This is a genomic window from Candidatus Woesearchaeota archaeon, assembly GCA_030651375.1.
Lineage (GTDB): Archaea > Nanobdellota > Nanobdellia > Woesearchaeales > UBA12501 > JAUSFM01.
Genome location: JAUSFM010000015.1, coordinates 166,158 through 189,442, shown reverse-complemented (window position 1 = coordinate 189,442; position 23,285 = coordinate 166,158). Strand labels below are relative to the sequence as shown.

The 23,285-nt window shown below is 47.0% G+C and carries 22 protein-coding genes and 1 tRNA gene; 11 read left to right on the top strand and 12 right to left on the bottom strand.

The window, feature by feature from the left end:
- The coding region (locus Q7R76_05940; protein ID MDO8643088.1) for a hypothetical protein at window positions 1-302 on the bottom strand (302 nt) is incomplete at its 3' end.
- Window positions 303-402: 100 nt separating this feature from the next.
- On the opposite strand from Q7R76_05940, the gene Q7R76_05935 reads away from it, so the two are divergent.
- Entirely contained in the window at window positions 403-1,122 is a 720-nt protein-coding gene (locus Q7R76_05935) for a hypothetical protein (GenBank protein MDO8643087.1), read from the top strand.
- Between the two features lie 499 nt (window positions 1,123-1,621).
- Here Q7R76_05935 and Q7R76_05930 read toward each other — a convergent pair.
- Both Q7R76_05930 and Q7R76_05925 read right to left on the bottom strand, forming a co-directional pair.
- Window positions 1,622-1,694: transfer RNA gene (locus tag Q7R76_05930), tRNA-Thr, on the bottom strand.
- 324 nt (window positions 1,695-2,018) lie between these two features.
- Window positions 2,019-2,627, bottom strand: coding sequence for a hypothetical protein (locus Q7R76_05925; protein ID MDO8643086.1), 609 nt, complete (start codon window positions 2,625-2,627; stop codon window positions 2,019-2,021).
- An 85-nt stretch (window positions 2,628-2,712) separates the two neighbouring features.
- Here Q7R76_05925 and Q7R76_05920 point away from each other — a divergent pair, with 85 nt between their 5' ends.
- The 3 genes from Q7R76_05920 to Q7R76_05910 are packed head-to-tail and all read left to right on the top strand — an operon-like array spanning window position 2,713 to window position 5,206.
- Window positions 2,713-3,267 carry a metal-dependent hydrolase gene (locus Q7R76_05920; protein ID MDO8643085.1) on the top strand — a complete coding sequence of 185 codons (555 nt, stop codon included), beginning with the start codon at window positions 2,713-2,715 and terminating at the stop codon, window positions 3,265-3,267.
- Between the two features lie 21 nt (window positions 3,268-3,288).
- Window positions 3,289-3,966, top strand: a complete 678-nt coding sequence (locus Q7R76_05915) for a hypothetical protein (protein MDO8643084.1) — start codon at window positions 3,289-3,291, stop codon at window positions 3,964-3,966.
- Window positions 3,967-4,009: 43 nt separating this feature from the next.
- Complete coding sequence (locus Q7R76_05910; protein ID MDO8643083.1) at window positions 4,010-5,206, top strand: redox-regulated ATPase YchF; 1,197 nt, start codon at window positions 4,010-4,012, stop codon at window positions 5,204-5,206.
- On the opposite strand, the gene Q7R76_05905 is transcribed toward Q7R76_05910, so the two are convergent.
- Window positions 5,207-5,542: a hypothetical protein gene (locus tag Q7R76_05905; protein MDO8643082.1), complete on the bottom strand. Its 336-nt coding sequence runs from the start codon at window positions 5,540-5,542 to the stop codon at window positions 5,207-5,209.
- A 277-nt stretch (window positions 5,543-5,819) separates the two neighbouring features.
- On the opposite strand from Q7R76_05905, the gene Q7R76_05900 reads away from it, so the two are divergent.
- Window positions 5,820-5,972, top strand: coding sequence for a hypothetical protein (locus Q7R76_05900; protein MDO8643081.1), 153 nt, complete (start codon window positions 5,820-5,822; stop codon window positions 5,970-5,972).
- Between the two features lie 81 nt (window positions 5,973-6,053).
- Here Q7R76_05900 and Q7R76_05895 read toward each other — a convergent pair whose 3' ends face one another.
- The 4 genes from Q7R76_05895 to Q7R76_05880 all read right to left on the bottom strand — a co-directional run bounded on the left by Q7R76_05895 (window position 6,054) and on the right by Q7R76_05880 (window position 8,094).
- A complete protein-coding gene (locus Q7R76_05895) occupies window positions 6,054-6,515 on the bottom strand; it encodes a peroxiredoxin (GenBank protein MDO8643080.1) in 462 nt (153 codons plus the stop codon).
- On the bottom strand, window positions 6,512-6,904 hold the full coding sequence (locus tag Q7R76_05890) for a Zn-ribbon containing protein (protein MDO8643079.1): 393 nt from the start codon (window positions 6,902-6,904) through the stop codon (window positions 6,512-6,514). The genes Q7R76_05895 and Q7R76_05890 overlap by 4 nt, the downstream gene beginning before the upstream one ends.
- A gap of 6 nt (window positions 6,905-6,910) precedes the next feature.
- Window positions 6,911-7,354 carry a DUF2073 domain-containing protein gene (locus Q7R76_05885; GenBank protein ID MDO8643078.1) on the bottom strand — a complete coding sequence of 148 codons (444 nt, stop codon included), beginning with the start codon at window positions 7,352-7,354 and terminating at the stop codon, window positions 6,911-6,913.
- 104 nt (window positions 7,355-7,458) lie between these two features.
- The gene (locus Q7R76_05880; protein ID MDO8643077.1) at window positions 7,459-8,094 is read right to left on the bottom strand and encodes an Era-like GTP-binding protein; all 636 of its coding nucleotides are present in this window, start codon (window positions 8,092-8,094) and stop codon (window positions 7,459-7,461) included.
- 234 nt (window positions 8,095-8,328) lie between these two features.
- On the opposite strand from Q7R76_05880, the gene Q7R76_05875 reads away from it, so the two are divergent.
- Entirely contained in the window at window positions 8,329-8,892 is a 564-nt protein-coding gene (locus Q7R76_05875; GenBank protein ID MDO8643076.1) for a hypothetical protein, read from the top strand.
- A gap of 2 nt (window positions 8,893-8,894) precedes the next feature.
- Window positions 8,895-9,590 (top strand): hypothetical protein, encoded by a 696-nt coding sequence (locus tag Q7R76_05870; GenBank protein ID MDO8643075.1) that lies wholly within the window; start codon window positions 8,895-8,897, stop codon window positions 9,588-9,590.
- A gap of 8 nt (window positions 9,591-9,598) precedes the next feature.
- Here the strand turns inward: Q7R76_05870 and Q7R76_05865 are convergent, their stop codons facing one another.
- Window positions 9,599-10,420 (bottom strand): BRO family protein, encoded by an 822-nt coding sequence (locus Q7R76_05865; GenBank protein MDO8643074.1) that lies wholly within the window; start codon window positions 10,418-10,420, stop codon window positions 9,599-9,601.
- A 226-nt stretch (window positions 10,421-10,646) separates the two neighbouring features.
- Here Q7R76_05865 and Q7R76_05860 point away from each other — a divergent pair, with 226 nt between their 5' ends.
- A complete protein-coding gene (locus Q7R76_05860; protein ID MDO8643073.1) occupies window positions 10,647-12,875 on the top strand; it encodes a MopE-related protein in 2,229 nt (742 codons plus the stop codon).
- A gap of 119 nt (window positions 12,876-12,994) precedes the next feature.
- Here Q7R76_05860 and Q7R76_05855 read toward each other — a convergent pair whose 3' ends face one another.
- The gene (locus Q7R76_05855) at window positions 12,995-13,972 is read right to left on the bottom strand and encodes a DNA double-strand break repair nuclease NurA (GenBank protein ID MDO8643072.1); all 978 of its coding nucleotides are present in this window, start codon (window positions 13,970-13,972) and stop codon (window positions 12,995-12,997) included.
- 109 nt (window positions 13,973-14,081) lie between these two features.
- On the opposite strand from Q7R76_05855, the gene topA reads away from it, so the two are divergent.
- Window positions 14,082-16,403, top strand: coding sequence for a DNA topoisomerase I (gene topA, locus Q7R76_05850; protein ID MDO8643071.1), 2,322 nt, complete (start codon window positions 14,082-14,084; stop codon window positions 16,401-16,403).
- A 70-nt stretch (window positions 16,404-16,473) separates the two neighbouring features.
- Entirely contained in the window at window positions 16,474-17,400 is a 927-nt protein-coding gene (locus Q7R76_05845; GenBank protein MDO8643070.1) for a hypothetical protein, read from the top strand.
- 17 nt (window positions 17,401-17,417) lie between these two features.
- Here the strand turns inward: Q7R76_05845 and Q7R76_05840 are convergent, their stop codons facing one another.
- Entirely contained in the window at window positions 17,418-17,954 is a 537-nt protein-coding gene (locus Q7R76_05840) for a hypothetical protein (GenBank protein ID MDO8643069.1), read from the bottom strand.
- A gap of 97 nt (window positions 17,955-18,051) precedes the next feature.
- Here Q7R76_05840 and ahcY point away from each other — a divergent pair, with 97 nt between their 5' ends.
- Window positions 18,052-19,317, top strand: a complete 1,266-nt coding sequence (gene ahcY / locus Q7R76_05835; GenBank protein ID MDO8643068.1) for an adenosylhomocysteinase — start codon at window positions 18,052-18,054, stop codon at window positions 19,315-19,317.
- Here ahcY and Q7R76_05830 read toward each other — a convergent pair whose 3' ends face one another.
- On the bottom strand, window positions 19,318-23,178 hold the full coding sequence (locus Q7R76_05830; protein MDO8643067.1) for a hypothetical protein: 3,861 nt from the start codon (window positions 23,176-23,178) through the stop codon (window positions 19,318-19,320). It lies immediately after the preceding gene.
- Between the last annotated feature and the right edge of the window lie 107 nt (window positions 23,179-23,285).

Sequence of the window (23,285 nt, the reverse complement as noted above, 5' to 3'; positions counted from 1 at the left end):
AGGTAAACCATCAGGTTTTTGTAGAGCGAATAAATTTTTTTCTTCTGCTCGTCGCTGAACATTTTGCATTCATGCAGGTCAGTAATGTTTTGTTCCGGCTGGAGAATGCTGGTCAGAAGCTTAATGCAGAACTCCATCTTTTCGCCAATGCGGTTGCGGATGTTTTTGAGCAGAAAGTCGGTTTCTTCAATGGCTTCAATTTCAAAGTCTTGATTGACTGCTTCATACGAAGGAAGCCGGTATTTCTTTGCCAAAGCAGCATACGAAGCTTTGATGTCTATTTTTTTGTCATTCTTGTCCATAGAGGTGAGGATTTGACGCTCATTTTTAAAGTTTGTTGATGTTTGCTGATAAAGATGGTTTTGGGGAAAATTTAAAAACCGGACTGTGTTAGTGAGGGGTATGCAAAAAGCAATGCTCCTGGTACTGATGCTCGTTCTCTGCGCTGCCAGCGTTAGCGCGCTGAACATCACTCGCGGCACCATCACTCTCCACGTCGGCGAAGGGTTCAACTTTTCCCAATTGAATGTTATTCCTGAAAAAAATGACACGCCGACCGACGTCGACATTATGTACCATGAGTATAAGCAAACGTCTGAACGCGGCATGAAAATAACCCGCGGCAACCCGCTGGGCGCATTGACCGACCGCAAAAACCACATTCATTTCACGGAAATCAACCTGTTAAAAAGCACCGGGCAGGTTGAAGACTGCATTTCAAAGGAGTATTTTTACCAAGCAGGCATCGCACCAACCCTCGGCCGTTCGTATTGTGTTGTGCTCGACCGCAAGGATGAAATACATGATTTTACCAACCGCCGCCTTGCGTGGCTACACGTAATAAAACTGACCAAAGATTCAGTCACGCTTGACTGGGGCTATGTGGACACGACGAATGATGTAACGGTTGAGGAAGAACCGACACTGACTAAAAAAGAAGAGCCGAATGTTGAATCAGGGAAAAATTTTACCGTAACACCGCCCACGATTTCTGAAGCGCCTCCTCTTGCAAAAAAGATTCTCAAAAAACACAACTGGAAACCGTGGCTAATCGGATGGGTTATTGTGTTAGTGCTGGTTGTTGGGTATGAAGTAGTACGGGGATTTGGAAGGAGAAAATAGGGTTAGTTCTTACTATCAACCAGGTTCATTATGAGATGCATACCATCTACTGCAAATAGTAGAATCGAAATCACGACGAGTCCGGAAATTGAATTTTTTAACCCCACATAGAACAGATAAGGAGCAAAAACAAACGCAGGTATAAAATTATAAAGAAAAGTAAATAACCTGCTGCGATTTCTGTTAGTGTCTTTTAATCCCAGTAATCCCAGGAGTTTAAGCAGGATGTAACTTAATGGGTCTTTCACAAGTGTATGCCTCACGTTTTAATCATACGTAGGTCGCTGCTTATTATCTACAACATACTTTTTACATAAGCCCCCGGCGAGAGTTGCAATCGCGCAACCTTTTTGCTTCGCAAAAAGCTTGACCCCAACAATCTTTTTTTGCTGCGGCAAAAAAAGCTTGCACAACGATGGGCAAGCTCCTCGCGTTGCTCGGAGCTCACCAAACTGACGACGTGTCGAAGTGCTCCAGCCCCCCGACCTCTGACTGATTAAGCCCCCGGTGAGAGTTGCACTCGCGACCTCCTGATTACAAGTCAGGCGCAATGGCTACTATGCTACGGGGGCGCATGAATGTGTTTTTCTTAGACGATATATAAAGGTTTTTGTTGATTAGGTGGTTTGGAGTTTGAGAAGTGTAGTTTAAAAGGGAGTGTACTGATTCAGCCATTACGAAACGGATTATGCGCAACAGGCAAGAAACTGGCAAGATACGGATTCTGTCCGCACATTCTGATTTTCCCGCGCGGCGAAAACGTGGCGCCACGTTTTCGCCTCTGACAGAATGAATGAACGTGCCACAGCATCGAAACTGTTCCTTAACAATTCGTCCCTTGCTGTTCCCGTCTTTGGTTGATGCATAAATAGACTCGCAAAACAGGTGCATAGCGTTTACGTCTCGCCCGGCAGCTTCTCGGCGTAGCCCGTGAGCTTGTAGCCGTACGGCCGGTAGAAGAGTTCCGGCGAGGGCGCGAACTGGTGCAGCTCGAAGAAGTCTTTCACGAATCGCTGAATCCAGTAACAGTCATTGCGGGTAGATACTTTCCACGCGTCCTTGCGCTTGCCGAAGATACGGTTGTAGTACAGCTTGTGCACGTGCGAGAGGATAGGATGGTTTTTCCACTTGTCTTCCGGGTCAAGGTTGAGGTAGGCGTCGAAATTAATTTCAACTTCGCCTTTCCACGGCTTGATTTTTCGTCCGGCTTCCATCATTTCAATGCGCTTGATGAACCGAGTGTGGATGTCAATGTCCATGCATTGCATGATGTACTTCGTGCCTTCCTGCAGCTTGTAGGTTCGCCACCATATCCAGCCGGAATCGCCTTCCTGCGGGTTTTGGCTGTGTTTTTCAAAGTAGAGCTTTTCGCAGAAATAAAAATTGTCACGCTTCATGTAGCCCTTGTCGCGGAGGATGTCCATAAACGCGCGGTAGAAATCTTTGAGGTCGAAGATACCGACGTATTTTACTGATGTTTTGAGGCAATCAACGCGCACGGGCATGGTTTATTTAAATATCACTGGGTTTAAAAAGTTTATGGACTTCAGTTTACAAATGCTTAAATATATGGGCGCGTGACCGATGCGTATGAGCTTTGCATTTGGCCATCTTGTTGGTGGATGGGTGTTTGGGCGGTTTCTTGAATGGAGCACCAAACGTTCCTTCAGCCACACCGAGTGGGCCATTCTCTTGTTCGGCTCATTGCTGCCGGATGCTGATTTGGTGGTTGGCTGGCTGTTTCACTCAAATCTCCACCGCCAGTTCACCCACAGCTTGTTGTTTCTTGCCTTCTGTTTTGTTGCAGTCATTGCCTTCGGCAATCTCATGGCGTTGTTTTCGAAACAATTTTTCACCATGAAAACACTCATTGGCGCAGGGCTCGCGCTTTCTGCTGGAGTATTTACCCATCTCGTGCTTGACATGGCATTTGGCGCACCAGGCCTTCCGCTGTTCTGGCCCAGCCAAGTTGGCGTGTGGTTTTTTGGCATGAAGCCATTCAGCATCGGCGGCTTATTTGCCGGTAGCAGAGAAACAATTCTCGCACAGCTGAAACTCTCCGTCTTTGAAATGGGCCTGGGCACGCTCTGGCTGGCATGGCTGTGGAAGAATGGAATACTCTCATTCTCCAGAAAGTTTAAATAATGCTGTTTTTTCTTTTAGGGTATGTCACTCGAATCACTCCTTGCACCATTCAAATGGGCTGATGAACAGGTACTTCGCCAGTACACTAAACTTACACTCAAGTGGGAAGAAAAAGGGCACAGCAGATATTCGCTGGCGCTGATGGCAGGGAGCGGATTATTCCTGAACTATGGTCTTGTGGATAATCCGTGGCGAGAACTGTACAACATAGATTCAACGCCGAGTACAGGTGATATAGCTTTGCGCACCTTCTTTTTATTGTATAGTGTCGCAGGGGGATATGACCTTGTGGATTCGGCTGTGGAAATGTTTTCAGAAAAACAAATTCGAGCCAGAGAGATTAGTGATGCAATCGCACTACCCCGCAGAGACTTTGGTGAGAGACAATTACATCGTCTTTTTCGACTTCCAGGATTGGCCTTTGCAGGAGAGTGCGTATATGAGTTTATGACTCGAATTTCTCACCATGATATAAATCTTGGTGATTCGCTTATGTATCTTGGATTGACACTCTTTTTCGTCGGCCCTGCATCCTCATTTTATATAAAAGACGCTGATCCAAAAATTCTTGGCCGAGCCCCTGCATGGAAACGTGCGTATGATTCTGCACGAGAAACAATAGGCAAACTTAAAGAACGGCTTACGCCAGAAACTCAGCCAGTGCCAGCTCCTATTCAGGGGTATTCTTCAACTCCTTAAAAACCACAACCATTAAATACCCTCTTCTTTGCCCGTTTCTTCTATGCTCATCGGACTCGTCGGAAAACCAAGCGCGGGAAAATCAACCTTCTTCCGAGCGGCAACGCTGGCCGCCGCAGAAATTGCGAATTATCCGTTTACCACCATCAAGCCAAATTCAGGCATTGGCCATGTGCGGGTAGAATGCGTCGATAAAGAGTTTGGCAAGCAGTGCAACCCAAGAATGGGATTTTGCGCCAAAGGCACGCGCTATGTGCCGGTGCAGGTGATTGATGTTGCTGGGCTGGTGCCGGATGCACACCTTGGAAAAGGAAAAGGAAATCAGTTTCTTGACGACCTACGGCAAGCAGACGTCCTCATCCACGTCGTTGATATTTCTGGCAGCGTGAACGCCTACGGCGAACCTGTCGAGGCAGGCAGTTACGATCCGCTGAATGACATCCGCTTCCTTGAGTTGGAGATTGACTTGTGGTATTACAGCATTCTTGAAAAAGGATGGGAACGGTTCGCACGCACTGTCCAACAGGAAAAGCAGGAAGTGCATCGTGCCATCGGTACCCAGCTCTCCGGCCTTGGCGTGAACGAAAAAATGGCCGAAGACGTCATTAAAAAATTGAAGTTGCCGAATTTGATTATCGAATGGACCGAAGCGCAGCTCAAAGAGATTGCAACTGAGCTGCGCAAACGAACCAAGCCGATGATTATCGCTGCCAACAAAATTGATGTCCCGGGTGCAAAGGAAAACTTCGACCGTGCGGTCAATGAATTTCCCAATTACAAAATTATTCCATGCAGCGCAGAAAGCGAACTGGCACTGCGGGAAGCCGCGCGGGTCGGGCTCATTGACTATCTCCCCGGCGCTGCAACGTTTGCCGTCAAAGATGAATCAAAGCTGTCAGACAAACAAAAAAAAGCCCTTGTGTTTATCCAAGAAAAAATTCTCGGAGTGTATGGAAGCACCGGCGTGCAGGACGTGGTTGATTTTTCAGTATTCCAATTGCTAAAATACATCGCGATTTTCCCTGGGGGGATAACAAAATTGGAAGACTCAAAAGGAAACGTACTGCCGGACTGTTTTCTGCTCAAGTCCGGATCAACCGCCCTTGATTTTGCCTTCAAAATTCATACCGATCTCGGCAATCAGTTTGTCAAGGCAATGGACGTGAAGAAGAAAATGCCCGTGGGCAAGGACCACCCGCTGAAACACCGCGATGTGGTCGAGATTGTGACGAGGAAATAATCACACAATCGCCGGTTCCAGTAGTGGTTCATCTTCTTTCTGTTCTTCAACCTGTTTCCAGCAGAGAAAATTGTTCAGCTCAATTATTTTCTTAACAACCGGGTTGGCCATGTTTATTTTGTACAAGGTTGCGCCGGCAAGTGTTCGTGTTTTAATGATTATCTTATTTTCCTCAAGTTGCGGCCATATTTTTTTTAGGGTTTGAAAATTGACACCAGCATTTTTCGCAATTTCCGTGAGCGGGTAATCAAAGTCGCGCGAATATATCAAGAAATCAAGTACGCGAATCAAGGGGTAGTCGCCGAAGGTTTTGATGAAGGCGAATTGGGGTGTCATGGGCGTTAGAAAATTAATTACTCTTTATACTTTTTTTGGTGAATTCGTTAAAACAAGATGATAAAAAGACAGTTGAACTGATTATTTTTTTCTTGTTTTTGTTACTCGCGAATCCTAAAACGTGTTTACTCAAAACTATAGTTTCCACCACAACATTTTTATACACGTCTATGAATGGTGTCTTTGTTAAAAGAGGATGAATCAGAAATGCAGTCCTCTTTTGGCGCGTTTTCTGATTTCTCCAAAAAATTAAAAATGTAAAGGAGGAAATGTTTGCATGGACCTAAACAAAATTTTAATTGTTGCGAAGAATCCGGCGAGTATACTTTGCTTGATCGGCGCACTAGGAGTGTTAGCTGGGATGCAGGGTGCTTGGGTGATTTTGGGACTCGGAGTGTTCATACACCTTATCTGGCTTAAAAACCATTAAAATTATTTTTAATTTATTTTTTTATTTTTCTTTATTCCTCCCCTTTCACCCACCACGGCCAATTTGTGATGTTCAGTTTCATCATCCCATCCCCGCAATCAGCTCGAGCACTTCTGCGGCGTGCCCTTCGGGCTTGACGTCTTCATACACACGAAGAATTTCTCGGTTATGGTCAATAATGAATGTCGTTCTTTTTATCCCCGTCACGGGTCCATGCTGCGTCATGCGGGTTCCGTACACGCTGTATTGTTTCGCAACAATAAAATCAGGGTCAGACAACAATACCACGCTTAAATGATGCTTGTCGCAAAATGTTTTTTTGCTCTCATCATCGCCGCCGGAAATGCCAATGACTTGGGTGTCGTACATTCCGAAATCTTCGAGCAATGAGGTAAACTCCTGGGATTCAATGGTGCAGCCAGGTGTGTTGTCGTGGGGGTAAAAGTACAGCACAGTATAGCGCGCGCTGTCAAGAGAATGTTTTATGCCATCTTTGTCCCGCAGCGAAAAATCAGGCGCGGGGTCTCCTGCACCGAGTGTCATAACGTCCGCCGCCGGCGGAAGGTTTCCGGCAGGTCAATCATGTACTTGCCCTCCCCAAGCTTGAAGATGATGGGATTTTCCTTGTTGAAGAGGTTGACGAGATCGAGCTCGAATTTTCCGGGCTTGACCACGCGGATGGATTCAATGTCAAGAATAACCGGCTCGTCCTGCTCCTCTTCCTCAACGCCCATGACGGAAAAAACGTCTTTTTCAATTTGTTTCTTTTCCGCTTCAGGCAGTGCAACAAACTGTTCCTGCACCGCGCGCAGTTTTTCCATTTTTTCTTTTTTGATGAAAAAGAAGAGTTTCGCGCCGCATGAGCAGCCCTTGATTATTTCATTCGAACCGTCTTCATAAAACTGGTTGCAGCGGACGCATTGGTGCGGCATTGCTTATCACCTTCTCCGCTTTTGTTTTCGCGCAGTTGGTCGGTCGCTGCGCAGTTTGAGTTTCTTTACTTTTCGCTTGCCGAGCTGAGTGAAGAGCTGTATCTTGTTTGGGTCGCGCTTGATTTCCTTGACTATGGTTGCCGGTCCGATGATCGTAAGGCCGAGCCGATTGCCCATGAGCGCCCATAAGAATGTGTACTTTAATTTCTGAAGCAGGTCATCAGGAAGGTTTTCGTTGGGGTAAATAATTGCCAGCTCAATGCCCTTGAATTCAGCATTGATTTCCTCCATGGTTATCTTGATGAGTTCGGCTTCCTCTTCCTTGGTGAGCCGACCTTCGAGGAGCACAATACGATCCTGCTTGGCAATGTTAAGGAGTTTCCTGATTCTGCCGAGCGAGCTCAGATTCTCAATCTGGTTGTGTGGCACGAATTGGAGCGTTAAGGCCATATGAAACCTCTTTTCTTACTCTGTTCTGGTGTGTCTAACCTCTATTTCTTTAAATAGTTTTTTGAATATGGATTTTTCGTTGTTAGTTTTGTTGGTACGTTGTGTTACTTTGATGCGAGCTTGAAGAGCGCTTCATACAGCCCTTCGATGTTCGTGCCCTTTTTCGCGCTCATGGGCACAATGTCGTATTGGGGAAACGCTGCTGATATTTTTTTCTCGTCTGCCTTGCGCAAATCAATCTTGTTTGCTACGAGCAGCACGGGAATATCTCGTGCAGCAAGATTGCCGATGATGGTGATGTTCACTTGTGAATACGGGTCTTTGGTGGCGTCGAGCACGACGATAACGCAGTCCATGTCGTCGAGCCACTTGATGGAATCGATAACTCCTTTGGTTGCTTCCTTTGCCCGTTTTTTCGCGACGCTCGGCGCGAGCCCGCTGCGGATAAATTCTTCATAATCGATTTTCGTCGCAATGCCCGGCGTGTCAACCAAGCTGAATGAGAGCTGTTTTTTTCCTTTTTTGATGGTAATTTTGTCTTTGGACTGTATTTCCCGCGTCTCGTGGGGAATGGGAGAAACACTGCCCATTTCTTCGCCCAGCCAGTCAGTGCAAATTCTGTTGGCGATGGTTGTTTTGCCGCCGTTTGGCGGGCCGTAGAGTCCGAGTTTTACCTGCCGCTGGCCGCCGAAGAGGTCGTTGAGGAACCGGTTGAAGAATCCTTTGAGAAAACCAAACATGCCCGGCTGTGCGCCCAGAAGCGGCTCTGCCGGCGCTTCAGTTGTTTCGGGCACTGCCTGCTCTTTTTCCTTTTTGTCCTTCTTTTTTCGTGCCACCCAGTATCACTCGTCCCGAAATCGTTCATACGCTTTGTTTTATAAATGTTGTGCAACAGCAGTTTATAGGTTGGAGTTGTATGAAGCCGTTGTATCCTGAGCACAAACTATTTATAAATCAAAAACAGTAATGAGTGTATGAACGATAAAGTAAAAGAGGACATTCTTGCAGTCATCCAAAAAGTCATCGAAGCGTTCCGCGCCAAAAAGTATTTTGACCTGCGGGACATCAGCAACCAGACAACCCACAGCGCCAGCATCTATGGTGATGAGGACGCCATAGCCGTTGCCGTGGTGGTGTACACACTGTTCAAGATTGTGTCGCGCGATTTTTATGACCAGGGACTGGATGATGAAATTGTTTCTCAATTTCTTCGGGCGCAGGACTGCCTGAACAAGGGCAATCAGTCCGGATTTCGCCAGATTTTTCAGCGGCTGGGCGGCGTGCTCGGCCAGAAAGACCCGAAAATTAAGCGCTACCTGAAAAGTATTGTCTATCATGCACAAACGGTCAAGGGCAGCCGGCTGTATGAACATGGAATTTCTCTTGCCAGCGCCGCTGAAACACTCGGCGTGTCGCACTGGGACCTGATGAGTTACGTCGGAAAAACGGGCATTCCGGAAGCAGCGTCTGACACCAACACGGGAAGAGAAGAAATGAAACAGCGGCTGAAATTCGCCCGCAGCCTGTTTGGGGCATGACTATGGAACGCGCGATTATATTCGACACCGGCCCCATCATCAGCTTGACGACTAACAATCTCCTGTGGATTCTCCGAGAATTAAAAAAACAGTTCCACGGAGAGTTTTTCATCACCCAAAAAGTGAAGGCTGAACTTGTTGATAAACCGATTGAAATCAAGAGATTTAAATTCGAGGCGCTGCAAATTCTCAAATGTATTGATGATGGCGTGCTCACGGTACTGGGAGAAAAGCACTTTCGCCAGCAGACAAGAAAACTGTTGGAGATGACCAACCATTCTCTGCGGGCAAACGGCTCATGGCTCAAGCTCTGCCACCCAGCAGAAATTGAAGTGGTGGCTGCTGCGATGAGCAGAAATGCGGATGCTATAGTGATTGACGAGCGCACCACGCGCATGCTGTTTGAAGATGCAGCACAACTCGGCGTGCTGCTCGAGCGCAAGCTTGAGCGCAGAATTTCGTTTGACAAAAATAATATTGCTGAACTCAAAAAAATGACGCGCGGCCTGCGTTTCATTCGCTCAACCGAGCTCGCGCTGGTTGCGTACGAACATGGCATTCTTGATTCACTTGTGACGAGCTTTCCCCAAGCCAGAAAGCATCTTCTCCAAGGAATGCTCTGGGGCATGAAACTCCGCGGCTGCGCCATCCGCGTCGAGGAAATTGATACTGCCGTGGGAATGGAACTGGGGAAATAGTTCTACGGTTACTGTAACCGTTTTCTCGTATGTTTTTCAGGTTCAGCAAGATAGTTTTCTCCGGTGCTGACTGCGGTGCCTGATTCAATTTCAAGTTTTTTTCGCGCGTCGCCTGCAATGGCGCCGCCTTTGTGTGCAGCATCCTTATTTTCTGGAAATCCCTGCGCATTTTTGCCGCTGGCTATTTTTGTGGTTGATGCTTCACCCAACATGGTGAAAATAAGCTCTAAGTCGTTCATGTGGTCACGCAGGTTTTCTTTGTTAAGATTCTTGAAGTTTTTATATTCGTCAACAGTCTTGCCAAAGGTTGCCGTGCTTATCTCGTTGGTCAAGATGGCAAATTCTTTTCCTTCATCAACACCCCGCTGTTTCCATTCGTCAGTCAATTCCTGCCGAACTGCGATGCCGCGCACTCGTTTCTCAATCCATTCATCAGAATATCCCTTTGCCTTGTACAATTCTTTCATGCGCTGTTGCGCCAATTCGGGGTTTTGTATTTCTTGAACACGCTCATAGCCGACTTTGGCAAGCCATTGTTTGAATGGTTCAGCCTTTGGTGAGGGGATGGATTGGATGATTCGGAACATGTTTTTAGTGCTGGAGCAGTCAGTTTCGTAAGATTTACCATCTGATGAGGGTAATTTCAGTTGTAAACAAAATGTTAACAACTGGTTTTCTCTTCCTTTTAAGACACCCCAATACTGCCGTGGACTCGGACTCTCGGTAAGTGCTTCAACAACATCAACCACTGAGAAATACCATTCGTCATTATGCCAGACTCGCCTAATGCTCTTGTCCTGAAACACCACCAATACGTCTTTTTGCTCCACGTCTATGATTCGAGGCGAAGTACTATATAAACCTCACGCGCACCTGTCCAGTGTCCAGTGGTACCGGGAGATTGGGCATTAGGCCTTAGGCATTAGGTTTATGGCATTTTTGGCCTGTCCAGTGGAAGTTGCCCAATACCCAAAGCCCAACGTCCTGATTGGCCTGTCCAGTGGAATGGCGCTGCTCACGCAAAGGTTTAAATAATGTTCCTCATCCCCAGCGCTCATGGGATTATTTAGAAGCGTTATGTTTGCAATGGGATTGACTGCTGCTGGAATAATGGGATGTGAAGATTCAAAAAATATACCATCTTCTTTTCAACGAGACGCTGCCGTTCATGGCTCGACTGATACTGGCAACAACAAAAAAGACGCAGGATATCCAGCGCATGATGTTGGATATCAACACGATGCGTATGAACAAAGTGTTGATGCAATGATAGCATACGACGCAACGAAACAATCTGACGTTTATGATGGAGCGCAACGAGTTGACGCGCACGATGCAGAACAAATGCATAATGTTGATGCAACGTATCAAGCAATGGATAGTAGCCGATTACCAGATGTACAGCCACCGTGCACTGAAGGAATGACCAGCAGGTTTTACAACGGTCCAGCAGGCACTGCTGGTGTTGGCAACTGCCGTGAAGGCGTGTTAACCTGCATGAATCTTGAAGGCAGATTACAATACGCTCTCACCCAGCCCGAAATAACTCCCCGACCAGAAATTTGCAATGGGCAAGATGATAATTGCAGCCGCCAAATAGACGAGGGCGTTTTAAGAACATTCTATCGCGACTTTGACCATGATGGATTTGGCGATCTTGCGCAACCATTTCAAGCGTGTGAAATGCCCGATGGATATACCCTCCAATCGGGAGACTGTAACGATAACAATCGGAACATCAACCCTGCAATGCCCGAACAATGCAATGTCATTGATGACGACTGCGACGGCGCGATTGATCCATTATGTGAATGTATAATTGCGACACTCCGCGAATGCGGCGACAGCAACATTGGAGAATGCCGAACAGGCGTACAAATCTGCGACCTTGCCGGACAATGGAGTGACTGCATCGGCTACCGCGGGCCAGCACCGGAATCATGCAATGGCAACGATGACGACTGCAATGGCATTGTCGATGATAATTATAATGTCGGCGCACGATGCACTGAAGGCCTTGGTGCATGCGCACGAACAGGAGTAACTCTATGCGCACCGGAAGGGATTGGAACAATGTGCAATGCTGAAGCGGGGCTGCCGGGGCAAGAACGGTGCGATGGGACTGATGCTGATTGTAACGGTGTTGCGAATAATGGGTATGATGTTGGAGCGGCGTGTAACAACGGACTTCTTGGCGCATGTACAGCAAACGGAGTGAAAGAATGTGCGCCGAGTGGATTAGAGACACGTTGCAATGCGCCGATTATTCCGTCACATATGGAAGTCTGCGGAGATGGTATTGATCAGGATTGTGATGGTGAAAGTGATAATGCAGGATGGTGTGGCTTATTGATTGCATATATATGCACCCCAAATGGAACTAAAGATGTTTGTGTGATAGATGTAGATGGCCAACATAAACAAAATCTCACAAATTCACCAAATATATCCGAATGGAACAACGAGTATCCTGAATATACCGTCCCAGTCAGTTGGTCACCTGATGCTCAATGGATAGCGTTCATATCAGATTCAGGAAGAGGACCACCAGAAAATGAAATACATCGGATCATTGTACAATCAAGAGACAGGGAACAGATACCAATACCGCAAGAACCTCAGGTATATGATGTTGAATATTCTCCTGATGGAACTCACATAGCGTATGTATCTCAGAACATAAACACACTAAAAGTGATCAATCTTGAAACACGAGAAACACGGCAGATAGACACATTTGTACATGGACATGTCAAATGGTTACCTGATAGTTCATACTTAGTATATCAAGGTAATAACGGACTGAGCGTTACCAAAAGAGATGGAAGTGAAACCAGAATAGTTTCTGGAAACGGCAACAATGCGCAGATTGAAGTTTCTCCTGACGGGACAAAAGTGTTAAGTGCAGCTATTGATGGGAACTGGAATGTGTACTCAGTGAATCTTCAGACCGGAGAAAGAAGACAAGAAGTTGGCACAGGAGTAAATGAGATAGTACCACGCTGGTTACCTGATAGTACAAGATATGTTTTTATGCGATTAATGGATGTTAACTATGATATTTTTTTGAAAGATGGTGAAAGAGAAATAAATCTTACAAATACTTTCGGATCCGAAGACCGTGAACCAACTATTTCTCCTGATGGTCGCTCAATGGTCTTCGTCTCCGACCGCAACGGCACCAAAGATTTATACCGCCATGATTTAGAAACAGGACAAGAGATACGCCTCACCAACGACCCCGGCGATGAAGAAGCGCCCGTGTTTGCGCCAGTCGTGAGATAAAAAAGCTCAAAAGAGTTCTTAGCTGGGTGACTACACAACGACCGAAATGTAGTCACCTGAAATGAAAACAGGTACATAGGTAGTCACCCATTAGGATGATATACTCCGAAAAAGCCCTTCTAAAACCGCATCTTATCCAGTATACCATGCGCCGCAGACGTGCCGAGCAGCACGTCGAGATTCGCTGCGTCTTTCCCGAGTTTCATTTTCATTGTTTTTCTCATACAAGAAGATTCATCCATGCTCACGCGCGCCATCCGGTCTGCTTCAATTAATCCGTAGGGATATCCTAAAAAAGTTGGGTCTGCGGCGTGCGCAGAAAGCGCAGAAAAAATACTATAATGCGGCAGCGCCACATCACACCGGAACACATGCTTTGCTTTTGGATGAAGCTTTGTAAAAAAGAGATGTTTGGTTATCGGGTAATACCACGACCCGATGTTGCTCTTTTTTTCCAGCACAAACGAAACACTTCTGCCAGAGGTGGTGCGCAAGGTATTTGTCTTGGCAAGCCCGCACAAAAAAATCTGGCGCTTGGTGAGAAACTCGACCGTGTCAGAAAACACTTCAAAAAAAACATCGAGTGAGCCGTCGCGCACAATCAAATCTTTCGGCTTGAGTTCCCGCGCGAGTCGGGCAATTTCAATATATTCGCCAAGTTGGAGTAGTGCGCTGCCGACGGCTGAAAGATCGTGTTCAATCGGATGGCGGGTAAAGAATTGCGCAGCGCGCTGGTGCAGCTCACGTGAAAATTGTTCGTCAACGCCGAACAGCTGGATGCGCAGGGATTTTTCATCGTCAACATCAATGAATGCGTACAGTTCGCGCACGCCGTGGCGAACCTGTTTTTTTCCCTGATACTGCACGCTGGCGATGCGGAAAAAATACAGCGAAAAGTCAGCAGCAGAAAAAAGCTCGGCACTGCCGCCGTCAACAAACACGGTGGTAGCTGCGCCCTGCTCGTTGGTGAGATACGCGAAACGTGATTGGTCCAGTTTTATAAGAGAGCCGTGGTGTTCAAAAAACTGGTCAGCATGGCCATCAAACAGGAGTTTGCTGCGCAGTTTTTCAAGAAGTGCATCCATCACCAGTTCCACCCCATGACGGCCAACATGCAAAGATTTAAAAACTTTTCTCAAACAAGAGAAGGAATTTATAAATGAAAAGAGCTTAACAGCCAACAAAAGCACAAAAAAGCGAAAAACCATGACGTACGAACTCATTATCACGGAAAAACCATCGGCAGCGCAGAAGATTGCGATAGCGCTGGCAGACGCAACGCCTCATAAGAAGAGCGAAGGTTCTGTTCCATACTATGAAATCACCCACAAGGGGAAAGATATCGTCGTTGTCCCGGCAGTTGGCCATCTCTACACAGTCACGGAAAAAATAGAAAAAGGAAAGAAAAAAAAATGGACGTATCCGGTCTTTGACACGGAATGGAAGCCAACCTCTGAAGCGGACAAGCATGCGGAGTACAGCGCAAAGTACGTTGCCGCGATCAAGAAACTTTCAAAAAACGCAAAATCATTCACTGTTGCATGCGACTATGATATCGAGGGGGAAACGATTGGGTACAATATTATCCGTTTCACCTGCAACCAGAAAGACGCGCACCGCATGAAATTCTCAACCCTCACCAAAGACGAGCTGGTTGAGAGCTATGAGCACGCGTCCCCGACAATTGACTGGGGGCAAGCGCTCGCCGGCACCACACGCCACGTGCTTGATTATTATTACGGTATTAATCTCTCCCGCGCATTGAGCCTCTCGGTTCAAGCCGCCGGCTCATTCAAAATTCTTTCATCAGGACGAGTACAAGGCCCGTCGCTCAAACTGATTGTTGACCACGAGAAGGATATTATCGCATTCAAGCCGGTGCCGTACTGGGAAATCCAGCTGACTGGCACGCCGAAAAAACCGCGCCAGGAAAAAGACAAAAATAAGGAAATCATCGCGCTCCACAAGCAGGACAAATTCTGGGAAGAAAAACCGGCAAAAAAAATATATGAAAAAATAAAAGCGAGCAAAGAGGGAGTTGTTGAGGACCTTCAAAAAGCCCAGACCAAACAGGCGCCACCTGCACCCTTTGACCTCACCACACTCCAAACCGAAGCGTACCGAAGCATGCACATCCAGCCGAAAGACGCGCTTGACATCGCCCAACAACTGTATCTCAAAGGTATGATTTCCTACCCGAGAACATCATCACAGCAACTTCCTCCTGCAATTGGCTACCACAAAATTATGAAACAGCTTTCTGCGCAAGAGCCTTATACACTGCTGGTCAAGGAACTGCTTGCCAAGAAAAATCTGGTGCCGAACAACGGCAAAAAAACCGACCCGGCACACCCAGCCATTTTTCCAACCGGACAATTTCACGACATTACGCCGCGCGAGGAACGCGTCTATGACATCATCGTGCGCCGTTTCTTTGCAACTTTTGGAGAGCCGGCGGTGCGTGAAACAGTAACTCTCACACTTATCGTCGAAAAAGAGCCGTTTGTTGCCAAGGGCACGCGCACGATTGAAAAGGGCTGGCACGTATTTTACGGGCCGCACGTGAAGCTTGAAGAGGAAGAGCTTCCGCAAGTGGAAAAAAATGACATGGTCAGCATACAAAAAATGGAATTCCTTGCAAAAGAAACCCAGCCACCCAAGCGCTACACGCCTGCTTCGATCATCAAAGAGCTTGAACAACGGGGACTCGGCACCAAGGCGACCCGCGCCGCGATTGTTGAGGCGCTTTTCAAACGGGGCTATGTCATGGAAACAGAATCACGCTCACTCCAAGCAACACTCCTCGGCATCAAGACGTGTGAAACACTTGAAAAATACGCTCCGGAAATTCTCGATGAAAAATTGACGCGGGATTTTGAAGAGGAAATGGAATCCATACGCGAAAAAAAAGTAACTGGAGACCAAGTACTGAGTCGCGCGGAAAAACTCTTGCGCGCAACACTGGTCAACTTCAAAAAACACGAAAAAGAAATTGGTAAAGGCCTGCTCGAAGCAAACATTGAAACGCGCGACGAGCAAAACTTCCTCGGCGCCTGCCCGAAATGCGGCGAAGGCCGGCTCATGATACGGAGCGGGCGGTTCGGGCGATTTGCCGCCTGTGACAAATATCCTGCGTGCAAGACAACCGTCTCCCTACCTGCCAAGGGAAAAATTACTGCCATTGAAGACAAATGCGAAGCATGTAAAGGCATAATGATTCAGATTCGACCGCCGAAGCGAGGGCCGCAGAAAGTGTGTGTTAATCACCAATGTCCCTCAAAAAAACTCACCAAAGAAGAAGAAAAAATGGAAAAGCCCTGCCCTGCCTGCGCTGAAGCAAAACGTGATGGCAAGCTGATTGTGCGCACGAGCATTTACGGCAGGTTTTTGGGATGTACTAAATACCCTGCATGCCGGCACAGCGAACGGCTTGATGGAGAACAAAAAGAGAAAAAGGCTGCCGCTCCAACGGCGCCGCCGGTGCCTCCAGCGAAGAAAGAAAAAAAGAAGAAACAGAAGAAAGCATAAGAGTATTCTTCATTTACTTGACTACATAAAAGCTTATAAATTAGTCCTGACTCCCACTTCTTGAGGGGGCATGGCAAAAAAAATACTGATTTGGTTTATACTGAGTATACTGGCAATTCTCCTACTTCCCAGTGGGCTTGCACGCACCACTGCCGACCTTCGGATTTCAAATATGCAATGCCATGGAGACGGATCAGTCACGTTTACCGTCGAAAATCCATCCGTGGAAAAACTGCTGCTGTCATCAGTTGAAGTTCGTAGCATATGGTTGCCCGGAAACCAGAGTATTACCCTCCGAGGAAATTTCTCACAACCAGTCATTTCCAGCCAAAGTACCCAGACAAAAAAAGCTGATTTTACCTCGGCACGGGGAATTTTCAACGAGTCGGGGCGGTACAAACTGAGCGTTACGCATGATGCATGCACCAATCCCCCCTGCACAAAAGAGTTGTTTCTCAATAACTGTCCTGGTTTCCAGTATGACTGCGCGCTGGCAGCGAAGACCTTTACAATCACCGATTGCAGAGCAATGTCTGATCAGTACGTCCTGACGTTTCAGGGGCTAAACCAAGACCAGTATGAAAAGCGCGACCCAGTATCACAGATTGCAGTGTATATAACAAGCAATGCACGCACTATTGCCACGCCGTTTATCAAGGGAAAACAGATTAAGGACACGAGTAAAAACACCTATGTAATGACATTGCCGCGGCTTGCGCATGAAACAGCGACAAGCATCGGGCTGGGAATTATTGGCTGCCCACCGGAAAATGTTCGAACCTGTGCGATAACTGACTTCAATTCAACTGATACGCTGTTAAAAAAAGGAGTGGTGGTGAGCGAAGAAAAGAACCAATCAGAAGAGACATTTATACCGACACCGGAATTACCCGAACCGACCACTGATGACTCGTTTCTATTTCTTCTGTTGGGCGTTGCTGTACTTCTTTCCGCAGGAATTGTAATTCTGATATTGGTCGTCGTAAAAGATCGATAGAATAAAAAATTAAAAAATCAGTTACCGTAATGTTTCTTGGTGAACTCTTTGACAAAGTGCTCGACTTTTAATTCTTCCGATGCGCAGTACCATAAAAATTTGATGCCGATACACAATACCCAAACGCTGACAAGCAAGAAAATCAGGTCAGAAAGTTTTCCCGTGTAGAGCAGGAAGCCCATGACTGCGGTGAGGGCTGGAGCGTGGAATATATCAAACACGAGTAAGAGGAGTGACGTGAAAAAAAGGCCGATGAACAGCGCAAGGCTCAATGAAAGAGGGGACTGGGTGATGAGATGCCACATCACTATGCTTACGATAACAGCAACAGAATAACTCAGCATGACCGTGCGCAGGCTGTTGCTTTTCAATTTTGGTGCGTGACAAATCATGCCGGCGGACGCTGCAATGCCTGCAAAAAGAATAAGGCCTTCTTTGGTGCGTGAAGCAAGGATGCCGGTGATGAGCGCAACCGCAAGTCCGATAATCAAGCTTTGCACAATTATTTTTCTGGAATGAACAACCGTGCGAAGCTGTTTAAGGAATCTGTTCACCATACACCTCTTTTTCTCTGTATATACCATGTGGTCTTTTAAAAGTTTTCTCCGAAAAACGAAAAAGCATATAAATCCCCCACCTTCCCAAATAGGTATGCACACCGGAAAAACCTTTGAAATCAAAGACAAGGCACTCGCAGCCCAAGGTACGCTCAATATTGAATGGGCAGAAGCTAATATGGGAGCGCTCATGAAAATCAAGGTGCGCTTTGCAAAAGAAAAGCCATTCAAAGGATTGCGCATTGGTATGGCACTGCACGTGACCAAAGAAACAGCAGTTCTTGTCCGCACCCTCATCGCTGGCGGCGCAAGCGTGGCGATAACCGGCTGCAATCCCCTCTCAACACAAGATGATGTCGCCGCGGCGCTTGCAGAAGAAAAAGACGTCAGTGTGTGGGCATACAAGGGAGAGAACAAAGAAGATTACTATCGCTATCTCACTAAAGTCATCGAAACAAAACCACACATCACCATTGATGACGGCTGCGATTTGGTGAGCGAAATTCACACGAAGCATCCGGCACTCATCAAAGACCTTGTCGGCGGCTGTGAAGAAACGACTACTGGCATCATTCGGCTGAAGGCGATGGTGAAAGATAAGGCATTGAAGTACCCAATCATTGCAGTCAATGACAACAAGACGAAACATCTTCTTGACAATTATTACGGCACGGCGCAATCAACGATTGATGGCATCATCCGCGCGACAAATAGCTTGCTCGCGGGAAAAGTATTCGTTGTTGCCGGCTATGGCAGCTGCGGCAAGGGCATTGCGAAAAGCGCGCGCGGCCAAGGAGCACAAGTTCTTGTGACTGAAGTGCATCCATTCCGCGCCTTGCAGGCAACACTCGATGGCTTCACGATTATGAAAATGGATGACGCGGCGAAATGGGGCGACATTTTTGTGACGGTCACCGGCAACAAGCACGTCATTACGGTTGCGCACATGAAATCAATGAAAAACAACGCGATTGTGTGCAACTCCGGCCACTTCGACAATGAAATTGATGTTGAAGGACTGCGAAAAAGTGCTTCTTCCACTCGAAAAATACGGCCGTTCATGGATGAGTATGTTCTTGGCGGCAAAAAAATTATGCTGCTTGCTGAAGGTCGGCTCGTGAATCTCGGAGCGGCAGAAGGGCATCCGTCTGAAGTTATGTCTACCTCATTCTGCGGACAAGCATTGGCGTGCGAATACCTCGTGAAAAATCGCGGCAAATTAAATGCAGACGTTATCGTGCTGCCGGAAGAAATTGATGATTATATTGCGCAAACCCAACTTGAAGCGCTGAATATTAAAATTGATTCTTTGACGCCGGAACAGAAAAAGTATCTCGCGAGCTGGCAGGAAGGGACGTAATTAGCGATTAACTTCTTCAACAGCAGTTCTCGGCCGCTCCAAAAACCGAATCAGTGCAGGAATTGATTCTGTAGGCACTGAAACAGAAGGTGGCTGATTTTTTCGTTGTGCATATGCTTCCCGCACTGCAGTTTCCAATCGGTTCAAGTAGCGCACGCCGAAACGGTCGTAGCTAAAGTCAAAGTTGATGATTTTTCCACTGTCGTCGAAATAAGCAGGAGTGTGTTTTGTTTCAGATGGCCGCGCAATATCTTCAGGAATCTGCTCATCCAGTACACCAATGTTGCAGAAAATAACAGCAGGGCCATCAATCGTTGCTGGGTCAGTTGTTGGAACTATTGCCGTTTCTTCGCGGTTACCCCGCACGGCAAGCTCCAAGCCAGCAGTGTTCCAGAGATTGAATGAGTATGGTCTTCGCGGATGGTCAGATGCAACACCTCGGTACACAGTAACAAGCCGTTTGAATTCTTCGGTATTTCTCAAACGGGCAACATCATCATTTGTTTTTCCAACAGTGCTGTAATCAATATCAGTAAAGCCGGCAGCGTCATTCAGCGCAATGACCTGATTAAGGTATCCCTGATGCGCGTCTGGATAGCGTGCTGATTTATGTTCATCGTCACGCGAAACAAGATGCTGGGTTCCGTCAGTAACAATAATAATCGGCTGCTCGTCCATCATTCGCTGTCGGTATCCTTTGAAAAGGCGGCTGTTGAGTACTGTGGGAGTGCTGTGGCTTTCAGTCGAGCCGACCTTGACGCCGATAATGGATTCAATGCCCTGCGCTGCGCATTCTTCAACCAAGGGCGCAACCGGCAAATAACCATAGCTCAAATTGGGAACAACCCAAACCGGACGATGCTGTGCACGTGCTTGTTCATTGACACGTCCGATAAAATCAGCAAGCAGCGTTGCTTCATACGCAACACACCCAATTTCAAACTGGTCACGCTCGGAAAATTGCTCGTCAACCGGCTTGCGGTCGAAAATCTGGATGTATTCATCAAAGGTGAAGTGGTTCTTGACGTGGCGCTTGACTTTTTCGTGGTCAACAATTTTTCTGAAACGCGAGTATTCAAGATTTCGGTGAAGTTCGTTGGCAGGGTCGAAGGTTCCTTCGCCAAACGATTCCATGGCTGATTTCCATGCGGTGATTTTTTGCTGTTTATCTTCAGCAGTGTGGAGTTCCTTGACAAGGAAATACGTTGGCTGGAATCCCGCCTGTTTCAGAAGACTGAGGTTTGCCTCGAGGTGGTCAAAGAACGATTCGTTAGCTGAAACCGCGGGTGTCCGGTACGGCCCACACGTGTGATTAAGCTCGCAGAGCAAATCGAGAACACCAAGGTGTGCAGGATCATGAAGATACTCGTGAAGCACATTTTTTTCTAATGGCTCCTGATTACGGGACAGTGTCCAGAAAGAAAGCATTTCAGCGACGCCACGCGCGGTGTCCGCGAGTGTTGACGCATCTCCGTCTCGGGAAACGAGGTTCCGGATATAGGGAACGGCAATTTCAGAAGGAATCGCATGGAGACATACTGCAATACGATGGCACGCATTAGTTGCTTGTGTTTTCACAAGGTCTGCTATTTTTTCATCCTGTAAAATAGTGAGATAGTCACATCCCGCTTTCACATCCCGTAAAAAATAGTCTTCTAAAACAGAATATGATGCAGCAGAAACAAGCGAACGTTGTTCTGTTTTTAGAAAGGCATGTAATGCGGGTTTGTCTTTTACTGCTTCAACAATTTCGGTTGTTTTGTTGATGAAGGATTCGAGACGGGCGAATGCATCGGTGAGCGGTTGGTACGCAAATAGTGTGCGATATTTATTGAGAGCGCGGTTATAACATTCACCAAAGCTGCCATGGAGTTTGTCGTGTATGAAGTCTTGATCAACCAGTTTGAGGTGTGCGAGCGCGCGGTCAACTTCGTGTGAAGGAGTCTCACTTGATTGAACAAGATACGAGTAAACAGTTTGATGCTCATTCCACACTGCTTTCGGATGCAACGCAGTTGCAAGAATTTCATCTACACCAGTGCGGTAGCGGGCGAGTGCAGCAAAATCATCTTTAATATCTGCAGTTGGGTCAGGGTCATATCTTCTGGGAGATTTCCCAATGGAATGTATCAAGCGCTGATTAAATGCATCCGGCTCCCGTTTAAATGCCTGAACAACAACATCATCGAGACCAAAACGATTCGCAAGTGCTCCAAAAAGGGGTTCATTAAAACCGCCCTTGCGCGGCGTTTGTAAAAAAGGAGCATACGACAATGCAAATTGCGCTTCATCTTTTGTGCCATGCGTGAGATAATGAACCGTCATGTCAACAAGGCCACGTTTAATCGCGGCATTACGTGGATTTCTCAAACGAGGATTGTTCGGAATTGTTTCAGTGCGATAATCATCAGTCGCCGTGCGCATCACACGAATAACATCCATGAGTCCGGGAATGTTCATCCCTTCCAGCTCATGCATCTGTTCGTCCCCCAGTGCGGCAACAAACTGATGTTCAGGAGATTCCTGAAGAGCACTACCGTGAATCAATACGCTTTTCCAGAAATCATACACTAAGTATGGAATGTTGTTCGTTGTGGAAAAAACACGCGCAGCTTTCCTTAATTCTTGATGCTCATTCGGTGAGCTGGTGCGCAAGAGAGTATTCCATGCCGTTGCTGAACAGAGCTGATGAAATGCGTTAAGCGTGTCGCCGTGCTGTTGGCGCATAGCTGGATGTTCCTTGAGAACATTCCACGCCTGCAGATCGAGATGCTCAACAGTATACTCGAAACTTCGCCACCCGTCAGAAGCAGGATTAGAAGAGTAGGTATATGGATCAGCGCGTCCTGTAAAACCAGAGAGCGTTTCAATAATTCGGTCGTGTGATTCGGACAGCGCGCGGCGTTCCTGCGTCTGTGTAGGTGATTGGTTGATAGTGTTGACGAGGTCGGTGAAATGATCAGTCTGCCCATGGTAACGGTGTTCCGGACCTCGTGCATAACTGATGACCTGATCAAATATGGCTGGAAGTTTGCGTACTGCCTCATCATCGATCTTTTGTTGAGGATGCCTTAATTTTGATTTTATAATCTGGTGCGCTTTGACCCGAAGTTCGTCAGAATTAAGAAGAGGAAGATCAGAAGTGGACATGGCCCAATGATTTTGCACTCGTTTGATTCCTTCAAAAAGAAGGGAAGTTGAATAGGCAGTGTACAATTCGTCAAGAACCTCTTCAGAAAGTTCAATTTTCGGCGCCGCTGCGCGCCACTGTTCAGCGTACTCATTTTTTATGCGATGCGATAAACTGACTGCAAGTGCGTCCTTAAGATTTCCGTGATACAGCAGATCAATGCCAGGCGCCGCGGATGTTTGCTGGGTACGCCGATATGCAGCAGAAAGTTTTTTTCGCTCTTCAGCAATGCGACGGAGGCGACGATAGTGGAGCAGGCTACCAAGGCCTTCAAAGTGTGTAGAAAGGCGATTTTCTTCACGGTCAAGGTTATGCATTCGCTCGAGCATCTCTTGTTCAAAACGAACGGATTCTGACTGATACTGATTCCGTGCATGATCTGCTTCCTGAAACGCAAGAATGGTGTCGCGTGTTTGGGCAATGTGCGGAGCGAGTTCATCAAGAGAAACATCAGGAACTTTTTTTGATAATTCTCGCGCTTCAGCAAACGTATGATTTAGTGTGCCAAGAGCATCGTCACGCAGGCGTGCATAGTGTTCGCCTTCAGTTATAAGGGCATCAGCAGAAAGCGTTTCAACAGGAACATCAGGCAACGACGCATGCTTTTCACGTTTCTCAAACAGCACGCCCAGCGATGCTACAACATCCTCAAGCGGCGCAAACTGGTTCATGGGGAAGATTATTCCTCATCGTCTTCTTTGAGCGCAGCGTAGAGCTGATCCTCGAGAAATTCTGAAAACGGTAGTTTGTTGGCTTTTGGCTTCATACTCAAGAGATA

Bases quoted from the DNA above. Each gene is read 5' to 3' on its own strand.
- Q7R76_05935 (MDO8643087.1), top strand. From the start codon at position 403: ATGCAAAAAGCAATGCTCCTGGTACTGATGCTCGTTCTCTGCGCTGCC.
- Q7R76_05925 (MDO8643086.1), bottom strand. From the start codon at position 2,627: ATGCCCGTGCGCGTTGATTGCCTCAAAACATCAGTAAAATACGTCGGT.
- Q7R76_05920 (MDO8643085.1), top strand. From the start codon at position 2,713: ATGAGCTTTGCATTTGGCCATCTTGTTGGTGGATGGGTGTTTGGGCGG.
- Q7R76_05915 (MDO8643084.1), top strand. From the start codon at position 3,289: ATGTCACTCGAATCACTCCTTGCACCATTCAAATGGGCTGATGAACAG.
- Q7R76_05910 (MDO8643083.1), top strand. From the start codon at position 4,010: ATGCTCATCGGACTCGTCGGAAAACCAAGCGCGGGAAAATCAACCTTC.
- Q7R76_05905 (MDO8643082.1), bottom strand. From the start codon at position 5,542: ATGACACCCCAATTCGCCTTCATCAAAACCTTCGGCGACTACCCCTTG.
- Q7R76_05900 (MDO8643081.1), top strand. From the start codon at position 5,820: ATGGACCTAAACAAAATTTTAATTGTTGCGAAGAATCCGGCGAGTATA.
- Q7R76_05895 (MDO8643080.1), bottom strand. From the start codon at position 6,515: ATGACACTCGGTGCAGGAGACCCCGCGCCTGATTTTTCGCTGCGGGAC.
- Q7R76_05890 (MDO8643079.1), bottom strand. From the start codon at position 6,904: ATGCCGCACCAATGCGTCCGCTGCAACCAGTTTTATGAAGACGGTTCG.
- Q7R76_05885 (MDO8643078.1), bottom strand. From the start codon at position 7,354: ATGGCCTTAACGCTCCAATTCGTGCCACACAACCAGATTGAGAATCTG.
- Q7R76_05880 (MDO8643077.1), bottom strand. From the start codon at position 8,094: ATGTTTGGTTTTCTCAAAGGATTCTTCAACCGGTTCCTCAACGACCTC.
- Q7R76_05875 (MDO8643076.1), top strand. From the start codon at position 8,329: ATGAACGATAAAGTAAAAGAGGACATTCTTGCAGTCATCCAAAAAGTC.
- Q7R76_05870 (MDO8643075.1), top strand. From the start codon at position 8,895: ATGGAACGCGCGATTATATTCGACACCGGCCCCATCATCAGCTTGACG.
- Q7R76_05860 (MDO8643073.1), top strand. From the start codon at position 10,647: ATGGGATTATTTAGAAGCGTTATGTTTGCAATGGGATTGACTGCTGCT.
- topA (MDO8643071.1), top strand. From the start codon at position 14,082: ATGACGTACGAACTCATTATCACGGAAAAACCATCGGCAGCGCAGAAG.
- Q7R76_05845 (MDO8643070.1), top strand. From the start codon at position 16,474: ATGGCAAAAAAAATACTGATTTGGTTTATACTGAGTATACTGGCAATT.
- ahcY (MDO8643068.1), top strand. From the start codon at position 18,052: ATGCACACCGGAAAAACCTTTGAAATCAAAGACAAGGCACTCGCAGCC.
- Q7R76_05830 (MDO8643067.1), bottom strand. From the start codon at position 23,178: ATGAACCAGTTTGCGCCGCTTGAGGATGTTGTAGCATCGCTGGGCGTG.